The following is a 23,569-nucleotide window of genomic DNA, read 5'->3' on the forward strand; positions in this document are numbered from 1 at the left end:
CATCGGTCACCTGCCCCTCGAGTCCTGCTGACGGCGATCACTGCAGGCCGCGTGATCGGGAGGCCGGAGGCCAAGGGCCGCGTTCCCGGCCCATGAGCGGCATCTCTCACGAGGCCGACTCGGCAAACCGCCTTGCATTCTCGCGCAGTTCGCGGGCTGGCGGTCATCGTCTGAGTTCGGTGAGGAGCAGGGTCTCGGCAAGGCAGGCGTGTTCGAAGTCGGCCAGGTGCAGGCTTTCGTTCACGCTGTGCGCGCGGGAGTCGCCGTCGGCTCCGGCGGAGACGATCAGGATCGCTGCGTCGGGGTAAGCGTGGGCGAACGCGGCGATGAAGGGCATTGAGGCGCCGGAGCCGATGTCGAGGACATCGCTGCCGTAGGCTTGGCCGTAGGCCTTGCGGGCGGCGTCGAATGCCGGGCCTTGCGCGTCGACGACGAAGGGTTGTCCGGCCTCGCCCTCGGTGACCGTGATGTGCAATCCCCAGGGCGTGTGGTGCCGCAGATGGCGGGCGAGGGCTTGCCTTGCCACGACTGCATCGTCGCCTGGTGCGACCCGTAGTCCGACCTTCGCCCTGGCCGTGGGGGTGAGCGTATTGGACGCGGCGTCCACTGGGGTCGCATCGATCGCGAGTACGGTGGCCGCGGGCCTGGCCCAGAGCCGCTCGCTGATGCTGCCGCGTCCGAGGAGGTGAACGCCGTCGAGGAGACCGGCCTCGGCTCGGAATCCCGCCTCGCAGAAGCCGCCGGCGGGTGCCGTTGCGGTGCCAAGGCCTTCGACGGTGACGTTGCCCTGCTCGTCGTGGAGCGTGGCGAGGAGTCGGCACAACGCGGTCAGTGCGTCCGGGGCGGCTCCGCCGTAGATGCCGGAGTGCACACCGCGCTGAAGGGCGCGCAGTTCCACCACGCAGGAGGTGGTTCCGCGCAGGCCGGTGGTCAGGCAGGGCGTGCCGGTGGTCAGGTTGTCGGCGTCGGCGAGCAGGATGACGTCGGCGTTGAGTTTGTCCTGGTGGCGGTCGAGGAATGTGGTGAGGTTCGGTGATCCGATTTCTTCCTCACCTTCGACGAGCACGGTCACGCCGATGGGCGGTCGGCCGGAGTAGGCGCGCAGCGCGGCGAGGTGCGCGGCGATCCCGGCCTTGTCGTCGGCGGTGCCGCGGCCGTACAAACGCCCGTCGCGTTCGGTCGGTTGGAAGGGTGGGCTGGACCAGCCTGCGAGATCGCCGGCGGGCTGCACGTCATGGTGGGCGTACAGCAAGACCGTGGGTTGACCGGGCGGGGCGGCATAGCGTGCGAGAACTGCGGGCTGTCCGCCTTCGATGTCGTCCAGGATCTCGACCTGCGGGGAGCCGATGTTCCGGAACAGGCGGGCTGTCATTTCGGCGGACCGGCGCACCTCGTCGAAGGAGCCGGGGTCGGCGCTGACCGAGGAGATCCGGACCAGTGCTTCGAGGTCTGCTCGGACCGTGGGCAGCACCCGGCGCACGGCCTGGCGAAGGTCATGATTCATGGTTGGCTTCCGTTCCTCCTGTGCGATCACGCCACGCGGGGATGATCGCGACGATGAGTACCAGCGCGGTCACAGCGAATCCGGCCGGGTAGCCCACCGGCCCGATCAGCAGGCCGAAGCCGACGGCTCCGATGCCGAAACCGCCGTCATAGGCGAGATTCCACAGCGCACTGGCCTTGCCGAACTCGGACCGTGGGACGCGCTCCACCATCAGCGCCAAGGTCGCATTCTGGCCGATGCCGAACCCGATCCCGAACAGCGCCATCCCCGCGATCACCGCGAGCGGGCTTGCCACCCACACGAGCCCCGCGGCGCCGACGGCCGCGGTGAACACCGCGGGAACCAGGAGAGGTCCAGAGCCCCGGCGGTCGCCCAAGCGTCCTGCCCCCCAGCGCGCGAACGGCGTGACCGCGCTCTGCGCCAGGAGAGCGAGGGGAACCCACGCATGAGCCTTGGCGGGCATGGCCAACGACAAGAATGTCTCCACAACGCCGGCCACCACCGTGAAGGCGGCGAAGACCGCCGTGGGCCGGACGAGCCCACTGCCGCGAAAGCCGCCCAGCACCCCACCATGACGTTCGCGACCCTGCTGAGCCGGCAGGCCGGGCGCGGCGACCAGGGTGGCAACAGATACTCCCGCGCTGATCAGGAATACGAGGTGAAAGCCGAGGTGGCCGCTGAGCCACACACCCAGTGGCAGCCCGATCACGGCGGGTACGCCGACTGCCACGCCGTACAGGCCGAGTCCTTCACCTCGACGCTCGGGGGGCACCAGTTCGGCGGTCAGTGCGGGGCCGACCACGGCCACGATCGCCAGGCCCGCTCCACGGAGCAGGCACACGGCGAGTACCAGCGGCATTCGCTCAGAGAGGGTGAGTGCGGCCGCCGAAGCGGCGAGCATCAGCAAGCCTGCTGATGCCACCGCCCGGTAGCCGAATTCCGCCACCAGGCGGGCCACCGCCAGCTCCGTCAGAACGGTGGCAAGCATCATTGCGCCGGTTGCGGCGCCGGCACCGCTGGCACCAGCCCCACCCGCGGCGACATACAGGGGAATGACCGAGAGCAGCAGGTAGAAGCCGATGAACGAGCCGAATGACACAAGCAAAAGCAAGATCATCTGGCGGCTGGCGATCGACTGGGACGTTGCAGCGCCCGAAAGACTGGTATTGGAGACGGTCACGGCACGAGACTCTCCCCGGCCGGGGCGGCTCCGCATCGTAGGACTGCCTTATGCGAACGCCTTAGATTACTCACCGCGCGTGCTTACCACGATCTGAAAAACTGGAGGCATGGCTACGACCAGCGCTGTCTTGGCGGGGCGAGAGGAAGAGCTGTCCGCGCTCGCCGAGGCATTCCAACGCGCTGGCGGCGGCCAGCCGTCCGCCGTACTGATCGCCGGAGAGGCCGGCGTGGGCAAGTCCCGGCTGGTCAGCGAGTTCGCGGCACAGCTGCCGGCTTCAACCTGGCAGCTCACTGGCGCATGCCTGGAGATGGGCGAGACCGGCCTTCCGTTCGCCCCCTTCACCGCGATGTTGCGTGAGCTGGTCCGCACCATCGGCGTGGAAGAAGTCCGCCACATGCTGCCGAACGGCGAGACGGGCGAGCTCGGACGGCTGCTGCCCAGCCTGAGCCGCCCGCACTCCGCGGACGAGACCGACCTCGCCCGCGCTCGCCTGTTCGAACAGTTCCTTGCGCTCCTGCAGGCCCTCGGACAACGCGCACCGGTGCTCCTCGTCGTCGAGGATGTTCACTGGGCGGACCGGTCCAGCTTGGACCTGCTCACGTTCATCATCCGCAACCAGCAGTCCATCCCCGATGTGCTGGCAGTGATGACCTGTCGCAGTGACCGGCTGAACCCGGCACACCCCGTGCGCCGACTGCTCGCCGAGACGGAGCGCATGGCGTGGGCACAGCGAATGGACCTCGGCAGACTGACCAAGAGCGAGGTCACCATGCAACTGCGTGGCCTGCTCGGACACCCGCCAACTCCCGAGCTCAGCGAAACGATCTACCGGCGAAGTGAAGGCAACCCACTGCTGGTGGAGGCACTGCTGACCAGCGGTGCCCGACCGGGTGCGCCACTGCCGGCATCGATCCGCGATCTGCTGGTCGCACCACTGGAGCAACTCGCCGGGCAGACCCAGCACGTGGTCCGTGCCGCCGCTGTCGGTGGCGTGCACGTTGGTCATGCGCTACTCGCCGAGGTCACCGGCCTCGACGATTCAGCATTGTCCACCGCGCTGCGGCCCGCCGTGGCATCGCACCTGCTGGTTGTCGACGGCGACAGCTACGTCTTCCGGCACGCGCTGATCCGGGAAGTCATCGAGGGGGAGCTGCTGCCCGGTGAGCGGTCAGTCCTGCACGTACGGTATGGAGAGACGTTGGAGCGCCATCCCCACCTTGCTCCCCCCGGCCGTGGCGCACTTGCACTTGAGCTGGCCCACCATTGGCGTGCCGTGGCCAAGCAACACCCGCAACGAGCATTCGCTGCCGCGTGGGACGCCGCCGAGAGTGCCGAGGCATCACTGGCCTACGCCGAACAGTCGCGCATACTGGAGACGGTCCTGGATCTGTGGGATCACGCGCCCGGTGTGGCACGACGGCTCGGAATCGACCGAAGGTCTGTGCTGGACAAGGCCATCGAGGCGGCGATGCTGTCCGGCGAAGGTGATCACGGCATGAAACTGATCGCCACTGCACTCGCCGACGTCGATCCTGCCGCCGATCCCGCGCGCGCCGCGCAGCTGCTCCGCCACCGAGGAGAGCTGCGTCAGGCCCTGGGACAGCCCGGCGCCGTCGATGATCTGCGGACAGCGGCGCGGATCATGCCACCGCAACACCCGGACCGGCCCCGCGTCCTGAACACCTTGACTCATCGCCTGCTCACCATGCCGTGTGACGAGGAAGGAATCGCCGTCGCCACGGAGGCGATCCGGGCGGCGCACGGTGCCGGCGACATCCAGGCCGAGGTTTTCGCCTCGATCAACCTCGCCTACGCGCAGGCCCGTACCCGCGACCTGGACCGGCAGCTGCCGCACCTGGCCACAGCACGGGCAACTGCACAACGCATCGATGACCATGCCGCGTTGATGCACGCGTTCCGATGCGAGGCCGACTTACTCCAAGGCGCCGGTCGATACGAGCAGGCTGCCGAAATCGCGCAGCGGGGCCTCGCCGCAGCGAGCCGTGCGGGACTCTTGCGCACCTTCGGGCCCACGCACGCCGCCAACGTGGCCGAGGCCCTGATCGCGACAGGACACTGGGACGAAGCGACCGAGATTCTCGACCATTCACTCGAGCTCGCCCCCGCCCCCAGCTTCCGCGCCTATCTCCTGGTCCTGCGCGGCTCGATCGCCTTGGCCCGAGGCGATATCCCGCTGGCCGAATCCGCCGCCGACTTCGCCCACGGCGTGTTCAGCTGGGGCATCTCCGACGCCCAAGACGTCCTCCCGCTGATCTGCTTCGCATCGGATCTGGCGCTCGCCAAGGGCCACGAAGCACAAGCCGTTGCGAATGTGGAGCAAACACTGGCCAGGAACGAGGCCATATCAACTCCACGCTACCTGTGGCCGTTGCTTGTCCTCGGTGCGCGAGTCGCCCACGCGAGCCCCACGCTGCCGGCCGCCCTGTGCGAGTTCGCCGCCGAGCTACCTGTCGTCGGGCCAGTCCAACAAGCGCAGCGGTTGACCTTCACCGCCGAAATCGCGCGGGTCGGTAGATCGTCCCATCCGTCGGCCTGGGACCGCTGCGCGACCGCCTGGGGCGAGCTACACCAGCCCTATGAACAAGGCCTGGCGCTCCTGCGAGCCGCGGAGGCAGCAGCCGAGAACGGCGATCGGCAAGCGGCGGCCGACCGTCTTCGAACCGCCCGTCACAACGCAGATCTGCTCGGCGCTCGGGCCCTGCTGGCAGCCGTCGGGCAGTTGGCCAGGCTGGCCCGACTTCCACTGGACTCCCCTCCCCGCGAATACCGCTCTCCAGGCCAGCACTCTCGGCTTACCTCCCGTGAGCACGACGTGCTCCGCCTGGTCGCCAACGGCCGCACCAACCGAGAGATCGCAGAGGAGTTGTACATCTCCACCAAGACAGCCAGCGTCCATGTCTCCAACATCCTCGCCAAGCTCGGCGTCTCCAGCCGAGTCCAGGCCGCCACCGCCGCCTACCGCCTCGGGCTTGTCTCACCAGAATGACGATCACGGATCTGCGCAGCGACAGTCCAGCACAGCCCACCCCCTCCACCCCACCTATGAGGGCTTTGAGAGGTCGCTTTATCCCGGTGTTGCATCCCGGAATCTGCTGTTTGGCCTGTGGTGTCGGGTCTCGCCAGGAGATGGTGTTCTCGCTGGTGAGGCGGCGGCCATGAGGTCGGTCATGGAGAGGTGGATCATGGCTTCGGAGCGGGCCGGGAGGGTCTCGTAGTCGCGGGCGCGGCGTCGGTGCAGCATCAGCCAGCCGTAGGTCCGCTCGACTGCCCAACGCTTCGGGGCGTCGCTCAGGGGAGCCGGTCGCCTTCCGGCCAGCAGCGTGCCCCAACTGGTCCTCTTCACCACTTGCTTGCCTCGGAGACTGGAGATTGCGTTGCATCGGCGAATGTTCCCGGTGATCGGCGACGGAACGCGAGGCTGTGACCCCAGCGACCTGCGGGAAGTGTCTCTTTGCTCGGGAATGACAGCATTCGTATTTCGCACAGCATGAAGATCGAACCGGTGGCCGAATTCGGGGGCGGGGGCGCACTTCGGTTGCCGCGCGCTCGGGTCGTACCTCTGCCCGCCCCGCCCGCGTCGTACACCGCGGCGGTCGAGCGCTACCTCACCGGCGCGGGCATCGCGAAGTCCTCCGCGCGTATCTACCGGATCTCGCTGACGACGTGGGGATGGATGCTCGACGGCGAACCCGTGCCGACCGGACCCACCCGCCGGGGCGCGAAATCGCCCGTCTTCCCCGTCACCGCGATCGATGACCCGGCACTGCCGGAAGTCCTGGCCGAGCTGGCCGCCGCGCGGGCGGACGAGATGGACGCCGACACCGTCAACCGTGAACTGTCCATCGCCCGCAAGGCGATCGGCTGGTGGCAGCGCCAAGGCTGGATCGAAGGCGATCCCACGATCGGCATCGAGCGGCGGCCGGCACCGCCGGACCGCACGAAGGCTCTCGCGGAGAACCAGGTCGCCGCCCTGTGGCGCCTCGACGTCGCGCTGCGGGAGAAGACGCCGTGGAAGATGCTCTACGTGTCCGCCGCACGGGCCGACGAGGTGCTGTGCCTCAACGTGGAAGACCTCTACCCGCAGGACAAGCGCGGCAGGATCACCGCCAAGGGCGGGGCGACCGAGTGGATGCACTGGCAGTCCGGCACCGCCCAGCTCCTGCCCCGCCTCATCGCCCGCCATACCCGCGGCCCGCTGTTCCTCACCGACGGCAAGGCCCCGGCCGGAACACTCACGCTCGACGTGTGCCCGGAGACCGGCCGGGCCCGGCTTTCCTACCGCCGCGCTGAGGAGATCTTCGAGGAGAACACCCGGCTGCTGGCAAACCCCCTCGCCTCGCCTGACGACATCGAGATCTGGACGGCTGGACGCTTCACCGGCTACGTCCCAGTGCCCTGACGCACGACGCGGAGGACGGCACCTCCACCCCGATGCTGCTGGCCCGCTCCCGCCACGCCTCCGTCCGCTAACTGGAGCGGTACGCCCGCCCCGGCGCCGACTCGGTCGCCCGGCACGTCGCCGCACGTAAATCCGAGCGGATCAGGGCTTCAAGATCATCCCGTTGCCCCTTTGGCGCGTATCTCGGTCACATCCCTCGGATGGTTGTGCGTGCTCCGGGGTGCCCGGGGTGGTTGGCTGTGTTCCGTCTCGCGCGTTCGGGGGTGGGGAAGGCGGGGGGGAGTGCCTCTATGGGGTTCCTCAACCCGCGGGTGCGGGTTGGGGTCCGTAGAAGGTTCCGTCGCGGAGCATCGCGAAGAGTACGTCGGCTCGCCTGCGGGCCAGGCAGAGGAGAGCTTGGGTGTGATGCTTTCCCTGCTTGATCTTCTTGTCGTAGTAGGCACGGGAGGCCGGGTCGGCCAGGGTCGCGCATGCGGATAGGAAGAAGGCCCGTTTGAGCTGCTTGTTTCTCCTTCGGGAGGGTTGCTCGCCGCGGATGGAGGAGCCCGAACTTCTCGTGTCGGGGGCAAGACCGGCGTAGGCGGCGAGGTGGGCTGCGGTGGGGAAGCTGCGGCCGTCGCCGACGTCGATGAGGATCCTGGCTCCGGTCCTGACGCCGATCCCCGGCATGGACGTCAGGACCGCGGAAAGAGGGTGCGACTCCAGCAATTCCTCGATCCGGGTGGCCAGGAGTTTCCGCTGGTCGAGTACGGATTTCAGCTGGCCGGCCAGGCTGGGGACGATCAGTGCGGCGGCATCGGTGCCCGGGACGACGACGACCGTCTGTTCGTCGAGTGCTGTGAAAGCGTCGCCCACCAGGCGTTCGGCCATGCGCGGAGCCTTGGCCCGTATCAGGCTGATCAGTTGGCCGCGTCCTGCCTTCCCGCAGGGTGTGGGGCATGACGCGGGCCGCGTCCGCGATGATGAACGCATCCCTCGCGTCGGTCTTGGCCTCGCCCGGACAGAGGTCGGCGATCCGGCGCATGGTCAGTCCGGGCAGATAGGCAACCTGGCAGCCTGCGTTGCGGGCGACCGCCAGGGGCAGGGCGCCGATCGACGCGGGTTGGTCGACCACTACGAGTCCTATCCCGTGCTTGGCCTGCAGCTTCTCGAAGAGCTCGCGCAACTTCGGCTCGCTGTTGGGCAGTCGTTTGTCGAGCGCCTTCTTCCCCGCCGGTGTGACGGCGGTGGCGTGGTGTTCGCCCTTGCCGACGTCCAGGCCGAGGAAGACGCCGATCTCACTCGTGTCGATCACAAGGGTCCTTCGGTCGCACGGTCCCGGCCTCACCTGCGGCACCAGTTGCCAGCATCCACATTACGAAGAGCCTCCCAAACCCCTGGCGGGGTCGGTGGTCATGCCTCTCATCAGGGGTCTACCAGTGCCTCCCGGCCCAGTGACACCACCCCCCAGATCATGGTCAACAGGGGGACCAGTCATGCCGGGCCCGGAGGCCGGGAACCCCGTTGCGGAGCCACGAAGACAGTAATGGGGAAGCGGGTGGTGGGGGTGTGGGGAGATGGTGGCTGTGGGGATCTCTGGGGCGGAGGTTCCCGGGTGGGTCGGCCGGTGGGTGAATGGAGAAGGCCCGGACGCCAGGGGTGTGATGCCTGGTGTCCGGGCCTGATGGCGCACGTGTGAGACGTGGGAGTGCGAGACAGGAGGTCATGTGTGCTGCGGGACGGGAGTTGGAGAGTGGAATTCCCCCGCCTGATTGCGGCGGGCCGGGGGCCCGTAGTGTGCTGCGGCGGGTGTCGGGTCAGTCGTCCCAGCCGCCGTCGTCGCCGCCATTGTCGCCGCCGTTGTCGCCGCCGTCCCGGCCGCCGTCGTCGCCTCGGCCGCCTTCGTGGTCGCAGTTCACTCGGAAGCTGGCCACGACGCCGTCCTTGACGTGGACGCCGTCCTTCACGTGCAGGTCGTCGATGCCGACGCTGTCGCTGTGGGGGCCGACGGTGGCGACGGGGGCGCCGTTGTCGCAGACGGCTCCGCGGAAGACTTCCACGCGCTTGCGGCTTTCGTTGCGGATGTTGAGGGTCTTGGCGCCCAGGCCGCTGATGACGGTGATGCAGCCGCTGGAGCGGGCGGAGTAGGACCGCTCGTTGACGAAGATCCGGCCCTCCCTTCTGTGCTCTTCGTGGCCCCTGCCTTCGTTGCCCCTGCCTTCGTTGCCCTTGCCCTGGTTGTCGTTGTTGTTGTTGCCCTGTCCGGAGTTGCCGCCGAGGGGTGTCTGCGGGGCGGCGGCGGCCGGGGCCGCCTGGGGCGCCGGGGCGGAGGCGGCCGAGGCGTAGGTGATGCCGGTGACGGCGAGTGCCGCGGCGGCTCCGGCAGTGGCGGTCACCATGGTGGAACGAGCGAGCTTCATGTCGCTTCTCCCGTCTGAGATCGGAGGTGTCGGCTCGTCAGCCGACTGAGATCAAACGTACTCATGACAGTCATGTCGGTCATCTCGGGAGAATTGGGTCAGGGGGCCGATCGGGGTATTCGGGGCCCTTCCTGGCGCTCACCCGGGATGCGAAGTGGCCATAGGGAAAGGCAGATTGAATGACTAGTAGTCTGTCTGGGTGGTCCTTTGGCGCCTGCTCACCCTCTCTCGACGGCGTGTCGCTGCGAAAACCGCGAGTTGATTCGTGTTAAGGGATCTGGTCGTATCGAGCCCGGCTCGTCGTCCGGCCCGGCAGGACATCGCACAGTGGCGGCGAGCCGGTCCCCCAGGGGCCGGTGTCGCCGGCCGGTGAATCCGTGCCGTGACGTGTGCCCTGGACTGGGTCATCGCAGGTTCACTACGATGCCCGGCGCTGGAGATTCAGTGTGTGACGCTGTCGGGGATCTTGACGGTCAAGACTTCCCTGCAGTGCGCCATGCAGTTGGCCTTGGTGTGTGTTTCCTGTCCCCGGCGCCCCGACTTCCCTCGAGTCAGCAATCCGACGGCAGCCGACTGCACTCAACCGATATGTTCTGTGACTGTTGACTATGAGCGCCTGGCCCAGGACCTGATCACTCGCACAGCGTGCTGGCCAACTCGCCCCCCGAACACGATGCGTTGATGGCCGCCCTGTTCGACGGGGACTGGACCGAAAACTCCACTGCGACTGCCTCTTTGGGGTAGGGTCGGGCCGATAATCTGTTTCATATCGGGCTTGTGGTGAACAGTTGAGGCCGGGTGTGCAGCCCGTGACGCCGCCGTAGACCGTGATTGCACCACTCGGCGGGACATGACCGTCCCACGGCCATCACCGATGCGCTTGCCGCGTTCCTGAGCACTGTGCGAGGCAGCAGGGCCAACACGCCACGTCGCCCTGGCGAGCGAGCGTCGTGACGGTGATGGAGGTTCAAAAACAGCCCCCCATTGCTGAACTGGCCGGGCCTGTCTGCGTCTTAGAGGGCATCTGATCAGCGTTCAGATTATTATGGCAGGGTTGTCCGTTTCGATTCGCCAGGTTGGTGTGGATTCTCCGGTCAGCTCGCGGGACATTTTGTTAGCCATCGCCCAGTGGATCATCGTTCGGGATCTCTGCGGCAGGGCTTCGTAGTCCCGTGCCAATCGTCGGTGCTGCATCAGCCAGCCGAAGGTCCGCTCGATCACCCACCGTTTCGGCAGTGGCTCGAACCCCTTCGCTCGTGGCCGCTGCACCACCTCGACATCGATGCCGAGTCCGGCGCCATGGTTGAGGATGCTGGCCTGGTAGCCGCCGTCGGCCCAGACCTTGGTCACGCTGGGATGGGCTGCGGCCAGGTCGTCGAGCAGGAGCTTGCCACCGACGGTGTCGTGCATGTTGGCGGCGGTGATGAGGACAGCCAGCACCAGGCCGAGGGTGTCTGTGATCAGATGCCGCTTGCGTCCTTTGATCTTCTTGCCGGCGTCGATGCCCTGGCTGGTCTCGGCCACGTTTGCCGAGGTCTTCACGCTCTGGGCGTCCACAACGGCCGCGGTCGGCCGTGCGCTGCGGCCGTGGGCCCGGCGGGTCTTGTCACGTAACAGGTCGTGGACCTGCTCGGTAGTGCCGTCCGCTTCCCACTTCGCGTAGTAGTCGTAGACGGTCTTGTACGGCGGGAAGTCGTGTGGCAGGTACTCCCACGGAATGCCGGTGCGGTTGACGTAGAGGATCGCGTTGACGATCTCCCGCAAATCGTGCACCCGGGCCGCCGCTCCAGGTCCGGTTCGTCTCGCTCGCCAGGCCGTGAAGACCGGCGCGATCAGAGCCCAGCGGGCATCGGAGACATCACTGCGGTACGGGCGACGAGCGTTCACGCCTCACTCAACGACAGCCGTTCCCGACAGTCACAAAAGCATCCCTAACTACCAACTACCTAGATCAGATGCCCCCTTAGGCCGCGGGCAGCAGATCTGACAGTGCCGAAGAGTAGGGGAGCGGTGGGTTGGCGGCGCAAGCCCCCAGGCGGCAGCCTCAAGAGAGCCCGCGTCCAGACCGGGTTGACAAGGGCCACGGCTTCGGGGAGGCAAGGTTGCCTGGCGGCATGACCTTCGGCCGCCCGAGTGCGTTGGAGCGGGCGACACGTGTCTCCCTCCGGCCCACGCCGGAGCTCGTGTGGTGACGGCCCCTTGATCCCCGCTCGGCGAAAGGGGCCGTTGTCGTCGGCTCGCGATCACCGACCGCGGCCTCAACGCCGACCGCTGGCCTGAACCCGCGCCGCACGACGTCACGTCTGATCCTGGCGGCGGTCTTGCTGCCGGGCTGATGAGGGACGGGAGTTGATGGCTAGGGCGGCGGGGTAGAGCATCTGGCGTCCGAAGCGGGTGCGGGCGCGATCGGCGACGGCTTCGATCACGAGGGGTTTGTCGTCTCCTGCGTCGAGGTTGAGCTGCCGGGTGGCCCGGTCTGCGGGGCGGAGGGCATCGGCACGCAGCTGGATGCTGCGGACCCGGGCGCGCTGGAGGCCGAGGGAGTCGTACATGGCGTATGCGGTGCGGGCCAGGAGGACGGTGTGCCCGGTGGCTTCCGGCAGGGTGCGGCTGTGGCGGGTCGAGGTCAGGTCGGCGTAGCGGACGGTGCAGGTCAGGCCCGTTGCGATCTGGCCGGTGGCCCGTAGTTGGGTGCCGAGGTCGTCGGCCAGGGCGAGCAGGGCGCGCCGGCGCTGGGCGGGGTCGAGTTCGTCCTGGGTGAAGTGGTGCTCGGAGGTGATGCTGGCCGGTGTCGGGGTGGGGTTGACGGTCTGGGTGTCGCGGCCGTGGGCGCGTTCGTGGAGGGCTCGGCCGGCCCGGGCGCCGAGAAGGCGTTGCAAGGTGGCCTGTGGAATGTCGGCGACATCACCAACGGTGTGCAGGCCGTACTCGGCGAGTGTCGCGGCGGTCCTCGTGCCCACGCCGGGTAGTTCCCTGACCGGGCGGGGGCGCAGGAACGCCCTGATGGCTTCGGGGGAGTCGTCGATGACGGTACGCCGGCCGGGCGGGGTGAGGGCGCAGGCCATCGCGGCGAGCATCCGGTTGCCTGCGCAGCCCGCCGAGCTGGGCAGGCCGAGGTGGGCGAGGGCGCGCACCTGCACGACCTCTGTCAGGCCGCGGGCGTCGCGCCGCCAGTACGGGAGCGAACCGGTGAGGTCGAGTGCTGCGCTGTCCGGTTCGATCATCTGTACGCGCGGGGTGATGTTCTCCAGCAGGCGGCGCAGCCGCTCGGGGAGTTCGGCGTCGTGGTCGGTCGGCAGGTCGAAGCGGAGGTGGAGGATGTAGCGGGACCCCATGGTGACCACCGGCGCTTCCTGGGTTCACCAGACGCCTCAGGCTGTCTCGCCACCGCGTCGGGGGGAGAGTTTTGATGCCGGGCTCGCCGATGCAGCGAGGTCGGAGGCAGGCGTGTCGCGGCATGGCGCTCGCCTCCATCTGTAGGGGTACTTCGGTCGTCCCGCGAACAATGTATCGAACATAATTCGAACGTTTCGACTCTCGTTGGCGTCGCGCGTGCGTTCTAGATGGCTGTGGTCGGGTAGCGGGAACCCCGGGTGGACGTGGGCATGATGGGGCAGGGGCGAGGCCGAGGAGTGCCTCGTGGCGTGGGAGTAGCCGGCCCGGCCGTCGCCGACCTGGTCACACTCCGTGAGAGTGCCGTCGAGCAGGACGTAGCCGGGATCGGTCTCGCGCAGCACCCTGAGCAGGCCCGGTGCACGCTCTGCGAGCAGGCTGATCACCGCGGTGGTGTAGGAGTGGGCGGTGTCCACCGACATACCGAAGCCCGCTGCGATCTGCGCGAGGGTGTCGTGCCTGCGTAGGTACACCATGCCAACCAGCGCGCGTAGTGCGGCGGGAGCTCGCAGCGACGGTCACCCTCGCCGGTGACACTGAGCATGGTGACCTCCTCAACCAGCGCATACAGGAGGTCGAGTGCAGCAAGATGGGGAACGAACAGGACTCCTGTGCCGGTGAATTGAGACTTCGAACACCTCCCTCAACGGCACGGGAGTCTTGTGCGCCTCGTTGGGTGGTGGAAGGGCCACGCGTACCAACGTGTCAACGCAACGAACGCCATCTACCTCGTCATGGCCATGCTCTTCGTACTCGGACATCATCGGTCTGCCGTTGCCGTCGAATAGGACTTCATACCTTTCATGCCTTCTGAAACGTCGAACACGCTGCAACTGCCCGGCTGCCGTAGCACGCTGTTGTGTTCTGTGGCCCCACTGCTCCCGTGCGCCCTGTCTAGGTCCGCGACGGCAAAGGAGACTGAACTTTATGGAGTCTTCTTCTGAATTCACGCTGCCGCCCTTCTACTGCCCGTTGCCAGCGGCGTGCAGTCCACTCACCGAAGCTGCGGGCGCTCACGCCCTGGAGTGGATGGCCTCCTATGGGTTCTGCGACGTCCCCGCCACACGCGACCGGATTCACGACGCCCAGGTGCACCGGCTGTTGGGGTTGATGGTTCCGCAGGTGGAAAACGAAGAGGTCTTTCTGACGCTGACCTGCTTTGCCAACCTGGTGCTGCTCGCGGAAGACCTGCTCTTCGATGCTTCGCCCCCTACGGGTGGGTTGAGCGGGATCATCGAACAGGCAGGCAGGGTCATGAGGGTGTTGGAATCGCCCGGCTACCGGGTGAGCGCCGCGGACGACCCCTACACCCTGGCCCTTGTCGATGTGATGAGCCGGATGAGGGCGGAGAGCTCACCGGCCAGAGTCGGCCGGCTGGTCCACGAGATGAGGCGTTGTTTCGCGGGTGCCATCCGTGGCATCAATGCCGTCCAGCAACTGGGAAGACTCACTGAGGACCAGTATCTGTCCATCCGCCTCGATGACGTCGCGGGCCATCTCACCGTCGCGATCATCGAAATGTGTGGGGCCGAGCCGCTTGCCGACGATGCCTGGCAGTCACCGGCGGTACTGGCGTGCCTTGAGAGCGCCGGAATGGTCGGCGCTCTCGACAATGACCTGTTTTCCTATCGCAAGGAATCGGTTCATGACCTGAATCTGATCAATGTCTTGCAGGAGACACGCGGCCTCTCCCTCCAACGGGCCGTCGACGAAACGATGGTGGTGCGCGACCGCGTCATGCAGTTGTTCCTGCGGCTCAGGGATGAACTCTTGGTATCGGCCCCGCGGCCGCTGCGCTACCTACTGGTCCAGTTGAGCCAGGCTCTTCGTGGTCACGTGGAATGGGGGCTGACGGCTCCGCGCCATACGGGGGCGCGCGCGGTCGCGGCGTCTGCGGGTGAAGCCATTGCACCGGCCACTTGCTGGGCTGATTCTCCGTCGAGCACAGACGCCAGTGCTCCTCACTACCCCAGCATCTCCTGGTGGTGGGACCTGATCGGACGATCTCATGGGGCTTCCGCGCCGAGCACCAGGGAATAGAGCTTTCCCTCCACGCCGCCGGACAGGTCGATGGAGACGGCCTTTTCCTCGGTGTACTCGTCCAGGGCGTGATCGCCGCTCTCGCGGCCGATCCCGCTCTGCTTGCAGCCGCCCAAGGGAAAGTGGGGCGGGAGCGCGTACCAGTCGTTGATCCACACAGCTCCGGCTTCCAGGCGTGCGGCGATGTCGAGGGCCGCTTGGTTGTCGCGGCTCCAGATACCCGCTGCCAGGCCGTAGTCCGTGCCGTTGGCGATCTCGATGGCCTCCTCGACCGTGCGGTACCGCAGGACGGCCAGGACCGGACCGAAGACCTCGTCCTGGGCGATCCTCATATCTGGCGTGACGTCCGTGATGATGGTCGGCTCCACCCAGTGTCCGCGGGTGAACCGGGCACCGGATGGGACACCGCCGCCACAGGCGATTCGGGCACCTTGCTTACGGGCGGCCGACACGCAGTCGAGGACATGGTCTCGCTTTTCCCGCGAGATGAGCGGTCCGATGTCGGTGAGGGGGTCCAGCGGGTCGGAGATCCGCAGCGTCTTGACCCGGGCGATCAGCCGCTCCACGAACGCGTCGTGCAAGGTGTCGGGGAGAAGCAGCCGGCTCCCGGCTGCGCAGATCTGTCCGGAGTAGGCCATGCAGGCGAACAGGGCGCCGTCCACGGCAGTCTGCACGTCGGCATCCTCGAGGACGATATTGGCCGACTTGCCTCCGAGTTCGAGGGTGAGGTGCCTGAAGTCGTCCGAGGCGCGGCGCAGGACGTCGTGGCCGACCCGGGTTGAGCCGGTGAAACTGATCTTGCGGACGTGCGGGTGCTCGACGAGCCGCCCTCCGACCTCGGGGCCGTCGCCTGTGATGAGGTTGAGGACGCCTGGTGGGAGGCCCGCTGCCTCGAGCTCGCGGACGATCTCGACCAGGGTGAGCGGGGCACGCTCGTCGGGTTTGAGCACGATGGTGTTGCCGGCGGCCAGCGCGGGGGCGATCTTCCAGGCAGCGTGTACGAGCGGAAAGTTCCAGGGCACGATGGCGGCGCAGACACCGATGGGCTCACGGCGGATCAGTGCGGCCGCCAGGACGGGCGCGAGCATCGCACTGGGCCGCTCGAAAAGGTACCGCTGCGCCAGTTCGGCCTGGTAGCGCAGATGGGCGAGGGAAGTCCCGATGTGCAGTGCCTCGGCGAGGCGTACCGGCGCGCCATTCTCGTTGACCTGCAGGCGGACCAGTTCATTCGAGCGCTGTGCCAGGCGGTCGGCCGCCCGGCGCAGGACGGCCGCCCGCTCGGATGGAGGTGTGTCCCGCCATGTGCCCTCCTCGAACGCCGCTTTCGCGGCGGCGACCGCCTGGTCTGCGTGTTCCGTGCTGCCCTTGGCGAGGGTCGCCACGAGTTCTTCGGTTGCCGGGTTGCGGATTTCGTAGTGGGCGGTGCTGTCGATCCATTTGCCGTCGATGTGCATCAGGGCGTGGGGGACGGCTTGCATGGGTGGGCCTCCTGTCGGAGTCGGTGGTCGAATCGGCGGAGCGGCCTGTGGCGTCAGTCGAAGACGAGCACGGGCTTGACGACTGTGCCGGTGCGGCCTGCCTCGACGGCGTCCTCGATGCGGTGGAAGGGATAACGCCGGACGAGCCGGTCGAAGGGGAAGCGACCCTGCCGCCATAGATCGATAAGGCGGGGGACAAGGATGCGCGGGTCGGCGTCCCCCTCGATCACCCCGGTCAGGGTTCGGCCCATCAGGAGGTGGCCCTGGTCGATCGTGACGTCGTTCTCCATGGACTGCAGGCCGAGCGTTGCGCAGACTCCGGGGGTTCGCAGTGCTTGTAGCGCTTGTCGGACGACAGTGTCGGAGCCGACCGTGTCTACGGTGAAGTCCGCTCCCGCACCGGTGATTTCGGCCAGCGCCCAGTCGAGGTCGTCCGTCGCGTCGGGGTCGAGGGTGTGGGTGCAGCCCAGGTCATCCGCGACGCGGCGGCGCCGTGGGTTGGGGTCGATACCAATGATCGGGCGGCATCCGGCTACGGCGGCGGCCATCACGGTGGCCAGTCCGACTGTTCCGAGCCCGAATACCGCGATGCTCTGTCCGGGCCGTGGCCGCAGCACGTTCATGACGGTGCCTGCGCCAGTCAGCACGCCGCAGCCGAGAGGGCCGAGGATGTCCAGGGACAGGCCCTCCGGGAGGGAGGGGATCTTGACCGCGTTGCGGACGCTCGCGAGGGCGTGCGTACCGAAGGACGACTGGCCGAACCAACTGCCGTGTACGGGACGGCCCTCCTGACTCATCGTCGTCGTGCCGTCCGGTCGCATTCCGCTGTAGTTCAGGGCCGGGGACAGGACGCAGTAGGCGGGATGGCCCGCCGTGCACTGCGGGCATATCCGGCAGGCGTCGAAGCTCAGGACCACTTGGTCCCCGATGGCCAGGGAGTTCACGCCCGGGCCCACGGCGGTCACGGTCCCGGCGCCTTCGTGCCCGAGGACGAAGGGCGTGGGCAGTGGAACCGTGCCAGCCGCTGCCGTCCAGTCGGTGTGACACACACCCACCCCGGCCATCCTGACCACGACCTCGTCCGCGGCCGGGCGGCTGAGTTCCACGGGTTCGAGGGAGAATGGGCTGCCCGGCCCATGCTGGAGGGCCACGGTTGCCTTCATGGCCCGGCCTTCCTGTCCTTGGCGGCGATCATCTCCTGGTAGATCGGGAAGACCGGTTTGGCGAGCGGTAGGAGGCTGAGGAGCTTGCTCACGGGCCCGCGGGCACGGACCTCTCCCGTGGCGAGGCCGACGGCTGCGTTGTACTCGCCGCGCCAGAAGCGGTCACCGTTGTCCGCGGACATGGCAAGCCGTACGTCCGGGCGTACGTCCGTTGCGCCTTCGATGACCTCAATCCCCTCGGGCCGCATCCGGACCGTCAAGATCGCGGCCGGTCGTGAGTAGTCGATCCGGAACGTGAGCCCGGAGGCCCGCAGCCGGGGTCCTACGTCCGGGTGGGCGTCCGCCACATGGAAGACCCCGCCGAGGTATTGGTAGACCTCGCTTGCATCGTTGAAGTACGGCTTCACTGACACCTCCTGAGGTACTGCTCGAATGCCTCCCCGGCGTCGGGAACCAGTGGCCAGCAGGCCGCCGCGCTGCGGTACTCGGAGAGGGTGAGCCAGCCGGACCAGGCGATCTCGTGCACATCCGGTACGACGACGTCGGTCACTACGGCCTCATGGATCCCGAACCAGTACGGGCCGATGGCTCCGGGGCAGATGAATTTGAAAAGGTGCCGCACCTCGGCGTGGACGCCGAGTTCCTCGCGCAGCTCACGGCCCGCGGCCTGCTCGTAGCTCTCTCCCGGCCAGACCGCGCCGGCGATGAGCGGGGCGTACCCCCCGGCGAACCACGGCACGTCCATCGACCGCCGGTTGACCAGCACGCGCCCGTCCGCGTCCCGGCACACCACGCCGACCACGCGGTGCAGCCAGCCCTCGCGTACTGCGTCGTCCCGCCGTACGATCCGCATGACCCGGTCGTGGACGTCGACATGCTCCACCTGCTCGCCCAAATCCGCCACCGGTGCCGCTACCAAGCCTCGACTCCTGGCACGGCAAGGTCCGTCAGATACCTCAGGCCGTCCTTGGCTGCCGGGTGGAAGGGCGCCCGGTCAAGGACGGCCAGAGCTTCCAGACGGCGTTCCACCACCATCTGCCTGACCATCCCCGGCGCCCCAGTCGCAGCGATCAGATCACGCACCTCCGCGAGGCCCTCTGGCCCCAAGTCCGGGTCCCCGACGAGCCTGCGCAAGCGCTCTGCCTGTTCGGGCCGGGCATACTGCATCGCCAGCGCCAGCACCACTGTGCGCTTGCCCTCACGCAGGTCGCTGCCGTCGGTGCCGGGCTTGGCACCATCCACGACCACGTCCTCCAGATCGTCGTACATCTGGAAGGCCTCACCCAGCGGCCGGGCGTAGGCGGCACACGCGTCAAGGACGTCTTGGCCTCCGCCGGCCAGCGCGGCACCGATCTGCAGTGGGCGCTCCACGGTGTACTTCGTGGTCTTGTAGTGGATCACCCGCAGCGCATCCTCCACACTGCCGCAACCATCGTCCGAGGCGAGCAGGTCGAGGTACTGCCCGATGACCAGTTCGCCACGCATACAGTCCACCACTTGCCGGGCCACCGCCTGTCCTGGCCCATCGCCCAGGTTCCCCAGGAGTTCGGCGGACCACGCTTCACACAGGTCGCCGAGCAGGACGGCCGCGCTCTCCCCGAACCACGCGGCACGTATGTCAGAACGGCGCGCCGCGAACGCATGGTGCGCGGTGGGGCGGTTGTGCCGACTGTCGGACCTGTCGATCAGGTCGTCGTGCACGAGAGCGAACGTGTGGAACAGCTCCAGCCCCGCGGCCGCCCGCATCGCCTCATCGCTCAATGGCGCGTTGCCGACCGAACACCAACCCAGACAGCAGTACAACGGCCGGACTCGCTTGCCTCGCCCGTCCAGGAAATCCTGCAGCACATCGAGCAGGGTTTCGATGAACGGGCCGTCCGGACCGCGCGCTTTGTCGGCGAGGAAGTCGAACAGAGCGGCTTCCACCGCGCCTCGGGCCTCAAGAACGTCGAACTGCCATGAAGCCGTGGTCGGTGCAGTCATGTCACTTCCCTGATCGAGACCGCGCACGGTCGAACGAGAAGGCGGCCATGGCCCAGGAAGCCCGGCAGCCTCGTGATCCGACTTATGGCATGCGGCGACAGGTGACACCACAAACAGAAAGGCCGAACAGTCGGATAATCAACCGACGTACGCTGGCGTGAGATGTGGCTCGCAGCAGAGACATCATTCACCGCGCGCCCCGTTGACAAGGGCGATGAACCACAGTCATGCCCACTCCGCCCGTTGGCAGACACCGAACGGAGCGCCGGGGCACAGCGCAGGAGGAGCTCGAGGTAGCGGCGTGCACCTCCCACGCGCGGGACGAATACCCCCACACGCGGGGTCGGCTGACGCGTCGTCCATAGCCCGGTGGGAAGGTCGAGACAGCGGATGCTCCCCTGGAGACGAGCTACTGTCGGGACCAGATCCGCATGGGAGGCATGCGGTGGAGGTCAAGGATGTGCATCATTCCTACGGCCGGCGTGTGGTCTTGCAAGGTGTCGACCTGCAACTGCGGGGCGGAATGCTCACTGGAATCGTCGGGGAAAACGGAGCTGGCAAGTCCACCCTGTTGAAGATCCTCGCCGGTGAGCTGCGCCCCAGACATGGCACGGTCCGTCACAGCGGTCGTTTCGGCTACTGCCCGCAGCACCCCGTACTGAATAACGCCCTGACCATCCGTCAACACCTGAAATTCTTCCAGTCAGCCTTCCGCCTTTCCGACTTGCGCTACGCGGGGGAACTCACGGACCTCTTGGGATTTACCTCGTACGCCGACGAACGGGCCGGGGCGCTCAGCGGCGGGACCCGGCAGAAACTGAACCTGACACTGGCCCTCATGCACGCTCCGAAGGTGCTGTTGATGGACGAGCCGTACCAGGGCTTCGACTGGGATACCTACCAGCGCTTCTGAGCCCTCGCCGGCCAGCTGCGCGATGCGGGACGTTCCGTCCTCATCGTCACGCACCTGGCATACGACACCGAGCACCTGGATGAGCTATGGAGTCTGGAGGGCGGGGCACTGCGTCAGCAGGCGGCGGGTGGGGGGTGAAAAATCACCTGCTTCTGCTCGTCACCGCCACTCGGTACGCACTGATCGAGCACGGCCGTAACCGGTTCGCCATGATGCTGGTCGCCCTGTTCCTCCCCACCTGGACAACCCTGACGTACCTGGCGATGCCCGACACACCGGCACGGGTGCGCCTCCGGGCCACCGGCCAGTGGCTGCCCCCCCGGGGCAACGAGCTCACCGGGATCAGCGGCGCTCTCAACGCGGTTACCCTGATCACCGCGTTCCTGATGTCCGCCGCGACGTTCGCCGGCAGCGGCTTCGACCGCCGTCTGGCCTTGGCCGGCTACCCCCCCGTACCCATCTCGTCCTCGCCAAAGTCGCCGCCCTCGCCCTGGCCTCCTCGGCAGCGGCCGCCTACGCCACCGCAGTCACCTGCCTGACCTGGACGCCCAGACAGCCCCTCCTGCTTGCCGCCGCGTTGTTCTGTGCCGCCATGACCTACGGCGTCCTCGGCGCCGCACTCGGATCCGTCATGCACCGCGAGGTGGAGGGCATGTTCGCCATCGTGATGACCAGCATCATCGATCTCGCACTGCAAAACCCCGTCATGAGCTCCGGAGCCAACACCCCAGTGACGCGCTACCTGCCCTCCTACGGAGCCATACAGGCCGGCGTGGCGGCCGTTCTCCACCTCTGTCTCGCCCCAGGACCTCGCCATCCAGCTCGCGTGGTTCATCGGGGCCGCCCTCTTCTGCCTGCTCGCCTTCCATCGCCGAACCCGCAACGCCCTACCCGAAAAGCGGTGTCGGCGACCGGAACGTTACTGAGCTATTCGGATTGCCGACGGGCGATGGGTGAGCGCGAGTTCGGTGCCGGCCAGACAGCCGACGATCAGGTCAGGGCGGAGGTACTCCAGGGCCTTGTGTAGCTCCTCACGCTCGGCGCTCCGGCCAGACTGCTTGTCGGCGAAGATCCGGCTGCGGCTGGTCTTGGGTGGCGGCCCAGGTGACGTGGAGGCACTACGGCGTCATCTCATTTGGGTCGGTAGGCTGCCGGGTGTGGTCTCGATCGTTGAGCGGCTGGTGCCGGATGAGTTGTGGGAACTGTTCCAGCGGGTCGTCCCGGAGGCTCCGTCGCGGCCTCAAGGTGGTGGGCGACGCCGGCACGGTGACCGGGAGGTGTTGGCTGCGATCGTGTTCGTGGCCACGTCAGGCTGCACGTGGCAGCAGTTGCCGTCCGCGTCTTTCGGGCCGTCAGGGGCGACCGCTCACCGACGCTTTGCCGAGTGGACGAAAGCCAGGGTGTGGGCCAAGCTCCACCGCCTGGTCCTCGACGAACTCGGCGCCCGCGGCGAGCTGGACTGGTCTCGCTGCGCGATCGACTCGGTGAACATGCGGGCCCTGAAAAGGGGGACCTGACAGGTCCGAATCCTGTAGACCGGGGCAAGTACGGCTCGAAGATCCACTTGATCACCGAGCGGACCGGTCTGCCCCTGTCCGCCGGAATCTCCGGGGCGAACCTCCACGACAGCCTGGCGATGATCCCGCTTGTGAAGGGCATACCGCCTATCCGCTCCCGGCGCGGACGCCGGCGGCGCAGACCAGCAAAGCTCCACGCCGACAAGGGCTACGACTACGACCACCTGCGGCGATGGTTACGCGGCCGCGGTATCAGGCACCGCATCGCCCGCAAGGGCGTCGAGTCCTCGGCCCGTCTGGGTCGCCATCGCTGGACCGTAGAGCGCACGATGTCCTGGCTCGCCGGATGCCGCCGACTGCATCGCCGCTACGAGCGCAAAGCCGAGCACTTCCTGGCCTTCACCAGCATCGCCTGCACCCTCATCTGCTACCGCAGACTCACCAAATGAGATGACGTCTTAGACCGTGTCCTATGTGGTGAGGCGTCGTTGGTCTCGGTATGGGGCGGGGTACGTGGAGTTGGATTGTTCCGGACGGGCTGTGGGAGATCGCGAAGCCGCTGATCCCTCCGTCGAGAGTTCGGCCGCAGGGTGGTGGGACGCAGGACACGCCTGATGAGACCCTGTTCGCGGCGATCATCTATGTGCTGGTCAGCGGTTGCGCCTGGCGGGCGTTGCCGCCGTGCTTCGGCGTCTCGAAGTCGACCGCTCACCGCCGGTTCCTGATCTGGTCCAGAGCCGGGGTGTGGGGCCGCCTGCACGAGGCGGTCCTGCACCGGCTCGACGACGCCGGCCTGATCGACGTAACCCGCGTCGTCCTCGACACTGCCCATGTCAGGGCGAAAAAGGGGGCGAACATACAGGTCCGAGCCCCGTGGACCGAGGTAAGCCGGGTTCCAAGATGCACGTCCTGTCGGACGCGAACGGACTGCCCCTGGGCGTCGGCGTCTCGGCAGGCAACACCCACGACAGCGAAGGTCTGAAGCCCATGGTGGCGGGTCACCAAACGAGACACGACCCGCATCGCGACAGGTACTTCAAACCCCTGCGCCTCCACGCGGACAAAGCCTACGACCGCCAGGACCTGCGGAAATGGTTACGAGGCAAGCGTATTGGAGTCCGGATCGCCCGCAAAGGCATCGAGTCCAGCGAGCGATTGGGCCGTCGCAGGTGGGTGATCGAGCGGACGATGTCGTGGCTGTCCGGCTACCGCAGACTCAGCCCCCGCTACGAACGCAACCCCCGCAACTACCTGGCCTTTCTCGGTCTCGCCGCAGCCATGTGCTGCTACAAGCGGCTCGTCCGCCTCACCACATAGGACACGGTCTTAGAGGTGCTGTTGTCTGTTTCCAGAGTCTATCGCTTCATTCAAAATGAAGCACGCGAACCCTCACCAAAGCCCCTCGAAGGTAACTTGACGATGTCACTTCCCCTCAACAGCATCTGACTTCCAGTCACTCCCACAAGCATTCATCCCAGTCCGATCCTGATCTCCCGACTCCCCGTCACCTAAGGCCACCACAGGGCAGACAACCCTTACTGCCAGCCGCACGGGCCGCGCGAAGCGCGGCACGCTC

Annotated in this window: 15 protein-coding genes and 5 pseudogenes; 7 read left to right on the plus strand and 13 right to left on the minus strand. The window is 67.2% G+C overall.

From position 1 onward, the window contains the following. Nucleotides 1-163: 163 nt before the first annotated feature. Together AQI95_RS39135 and AQI95_RS39140 are read right to left on the minus strand one after the other, a co-directional pair. The gene (locus tag AQI95_RS39135; protein WP_067135462.1) at nucleotides 164-1,504 is read right to left on the minus strand and encodes a dipeptidase; all 1,341 of its coding nucleotides are present in this window, start codon (nucleotides 1,502-1,504) and stop codon (nucleotides 164-166) included. Beyond that, entirely contained in the window at nucleotides 1,494-2,684 is a 1,191-nt protein-coding gene (locus AQI95_RS39140; RefSeq protein WP_244188995.1) for an MFS transporter, read from the minus strand. The genes AQI95_RS39135 and AQI95_RS39140 overlap by 11 nt, the downstream gene beginning before the upstream one ends. Nucleotides 2,685-2,793: 109 nt before the next feature. On the opposite strand from AQI95_RS39140, the gene AQI95_RS39145 reads away from it, so the two are divergent. Next, the gene (locus tag AQI95_RS39145; RefSeq protein WP_067135464.1) at nucleotides 2,794-5,694 is read left to right on the plus strand and encodes a helix-turn-helix transcriptional regulator; all 2,901 of its coding nucleotides are present in this window, start codon (nucleotides 2,794-2,796) and stop codon (nucleotides 5,692-5,694) included. 130 nt (nucleotides 5,695-5,824) lie between these two features. Here the strand turns inward: AQI95_RS39145 and AQI95_RS45680 are convergent. Then, nucleotides 5,825-5,985: pseudogene (locus AQI95_RS45680) on the minus strand (IS5 family transposase); the annotation flags it as partial. Between the two features lie 210 nt (nucleotides 5,986-6,195). Here AQI95_RS45680 and AQI95_RS49455 point away from each other — a divergent pair. Continuing rightward, the gene (locus AQI95_RS49455) at nucleotides 6,196-7,107 is read left to right on the plus strand and encodes a site-specific recombinase (protein WP_244188996.1); all 912 of its coding nucleotides are present in this window, start codon (nucleotides 6,196-6,198) and stop codon (nucleotides 7,105-7,107) included. Between the two features lie 300 nt (nucleotides 7,108-7,407). On the opposite strand, the pseudogene AQI95_RS39155 reads toward AQI95_RS49455, so the two are convergent. The 5 genes and pseudogenes from AQI95_RS39155 to AQI95_RS45685 all read right to left on the minus strand — a co-directional run. Continuing rightward, nucleotides 7,408-8,401 (minus strand): annotated as a pseudogene (locus AQI95_RS39155) (IS110 family transposase). Between the two features lie 502 nt (nucleotides 8,402-8,903). Then, a complete protein-coding gene (locus AQI95_RS39160; RefSeq protein ID WP_067135467.1) occupies nucleotides 8,904-9,506 on the minus strand; it encodes a hypothetical protein in 603 nt (200 codons plus the stop codon). A 1,035-nt stretch (nucleotides 9,507-10,541) separates the two neighbouring features. Continuing rightward, nucleotides 10,542-11,393: an IS5 family transposase gene (locus AQI95_RS39165; protein WP_067135468.1), complete on the minus strand. Its 852-nt coding sequence runs from the start codon at nucleotides 11,391-11,393 to the stop codon at nucleotides 10,542-10,544. Between the two features lie 410 nt (nucleotides 11,394-11,803). Then, a complete protein-coding gene (locus AQI95_RS39170) occupies nucleotides 11,804-12,841 on the minus strand; it encodes a DNA polymerase Y family protein (protein WP_067135509.1) in 1,038 nt (345 codons plus the stop codon). 305 nt (nucleotides 12,842-13,146) lie between these two features. Further along, nucleotides 13,147-13,443 (minus strand): annotated as a pseudogene (locus tag AQI95_RS45685) (helix-turn-helix domain-containing protein); the annotation flags it as partial. A gap of 383 nt (nucleotides 13,444-13,826) precedes the next feature. On the opposite strand from AQI95_RS45685, the gene AQI95_RS39175 reads away from it, so the two are divergent. Next, on the plus strand, nucleotides 13,827-14,939 hold the full coding sequence (locus AQI95_RS39175; RefSeq protein WP_067135470.1) for a terpene synthase family protein: 1,113 nt from the start codon (nucleotides 13,827-13,829) through the stop codon (nucleotides 14,937-14,939). On the opposite strand, the gene AQI95_RS39180 is transcribed toward AQI95_RS39175, so the two are convergent. From AQI95_RS39180 to AQI95_RS39200, 5 genes are read right to left on the minus strand one after another with little or no spacing between them, the layout of a single operon-like run. Then, nucleotides 14,906-16,417 carry an aldehyde dehydrogenase family protein gene (locus tag AQI95_RS39180; protein WP_067135472.1) on the minus strand — a complete coding sequence of 504 codons (1,512 nt, stop codon included), beginning with the start codon at nucleotides 16,415-16,417 and terminating at the stop codon, nucleotides 14,906-14,908. The genes AQI95_RS39175 and AQI95_RS39180 overlap by 34 nt on opposite strands. Before the next feature lie 53 nt (nucleotides 16,418-16,470). Continuing rightward, nucleotides 16,471-17,580 (minus strand): NAD(P)-dependent alcohol dehydrogenase, encoded by a 1,110-nt coding sequence (locus AQI95_RS39185; RefSeq protein WP_067135474.1) that lies wholly within the window; start codon nucleotides 17,578-17,580, stop codon nucleotides 16,471-16,473. After that, complete coding sequence (locus tag AQI95_RS39190; RefSeq protein WP_067135476.1) at nucleotides 17,577-17,987, minus strand: hypothetical protein; 411 nt, start codon at nucleotides 17,985-17,987, stop codon at nucleotides 17,577-17,579. Before AQI95_RS39190 ends, AQI95_RS39185 begins: the two co-directional genes overlap by 4 nt. Further along, entirely contained in the window at nucleotides 17,984-18,499 is a 516-nt protein-coding gene (locus AQI95_RS39195) for an NUDIX domain-containing protein (RefSeq protein ID WP_244188997.1), read from the minus strand. The genes AQI95_RS39190 and AQI95_RS39195 overlap by 4 nt, the downstream gene beginning before the upstream one ends. Beyond that, nucleotides 18,493-19,563 carry a polyprenyl synthetase family protein gene (locus AQI95_RS39200; protein ID WP_067135480.1) on the minus strand — a complete coding sequence of 357 codons (1,071 nt, stop codon included), beginning with the start codon at nucleotides 19,561-19,563 and terminating at the stop codon, nucleotides 18,493-18,495. Before AQI95_RS39200 ends, AQI95_RS39195 begins: the two co-directional genes overlap by 7 nt. 445 nt (nucleotides 19,564-20,008) lie before the next feature. Between AQI95_RS39200 and AQI95_RS49460 the strand changes: the two are divergent. From AQI95_RS49460 to AQI95_RS46865, 4 genes and pseudogenes are all read left to right on the plus strand, one after another. Then, nucleotides 20,009-20,614, plus strand: a pseudogene (locus AQI95_RS49460) (ATP-binding cassette domain-containing protein). Next, a pseudogene (locus tag AQI95_RS39210) lies at nucleotides 20,611-21,402 on the plus strand (ABC transporter permease). Before AQI95_RS49460 ends, AQI95_RS39210 begins: the two co-directional pseudogenes overlap by 4 nt. A 240-nt stretch (nucleotides 21,403-21,642) precedes the next feature. Next, nucleotides 21,643-22,442 (plus strand): IS5 family transposase gene (locus tag AQI95_RS39220; RefSeq protein ID WP_425264960.1). Its coding sequence is split into 2 segments (ribosomal slippage): nucleotides 21,643-21,991 and nucleotides 21,991-22,442, totalling 801 coding nucleotides; the frame shifts between segments, so codons are not numbered across the junction. Between the two features lie 50 nt (nucleotides 22,443-22,492). Next, nucleotides 22,493-23,310 (plus strand): IS5 family transposase gene (locus AQI95_RS46865; RefSeq protein WP_107121878.1). Its coding sequence is split into 2 segments (ribosomal slippage): nucleotides 22,493-22,835 and nucleotides 22,835-23,310, totalling 819 coding nucleotides; the frame shifts between segments, so codons are not numbered across the junction. Nucleotides 23,311-23,569: the final 259 nt, after the last annotated feature.

It is taken from the genome of Streptomyces yokosukanensis, assembly GCF_001514035.1.
In the GTDB taxonomy this organism is placed as follows: Bacteria; Actinomycetota; Actinomycetes; order Streptomycetales; family Streptomycetaceae; genus Streptomyces; species Streptomyces yokosukanensis.

What these genes read in the sequence shown, in the direction of transcription:
- AQI95_RS39200 (WP_067135480.1), bottom strand. Translation starts at nt 19,563, where the DNA reads ATGACTGCACCGACCACGGCTTCATGGCAGTTCGACGTTCTTGAGGCC.
- AQI95_RS39185 (WP_067135474.1), bottom strand. Translation starts at nt 17,580, where the DNA reads ATGAAGGCAACCGTGGCCCTCCAGCATGGGCCGGGCAGCCCATTCTCC.
- AQI95_RS39135 (WP_067135462.1), bottom strand. Translation starts at nt 1,504, where the DNA reads ATGAATCATGACCTTCGCCAGGCCGTGCGCCGGGTGCTGCCCACGGTC.
- AQI95_RS49455 (WP_244188996.1), top strand. Translation starts at nt 6,196, where the DNA reads ATGAAGATCGAACCGGTGGCCGAATTCGGGGGCGGGGGCGCACTTCGG.
- AQI95_RS39180 (WP_067135472.1), bottom strand. Translation starts at nt 16,417, where the DNA reads ATGCAAGCCGTCCCCCACGCCCTGATGCACATCGACGGCAAATGGATC.
- AQI95_RS39145 (WP_067135464.1), top strand. Translation starts at nt 2,794, where the DNA reads ATGGCTACGACCAGCGCTGTCTTGGCGGGGCGAGAGGAAGAGCTGTCC.
- AQI95_RS39170 (WP_067135509.1), bottom strand. Translation starts at nt 12,841, where the DNA reads ATGGGGTCCCGCTACATCCTCCACCTCCGCTTCGACCTGCCGACCGAC.
- AQI95_RS39160 (WP_067135467.1), bottom strand. Translation starts at nt 9,506, where the DNA reads ATGAAGCTCGCTCGTTCCACCATGGTGACCGCCACTGCCGGAGCCGCC.
- AQI95_RS39175 (WP_067135470.1), top strand. Translation starts at nt 13,827, where the DNA reads ATGGAGTCTTCTTCTGAATTCACGCTGCCGCCCTTCTACTGCCCGTTG.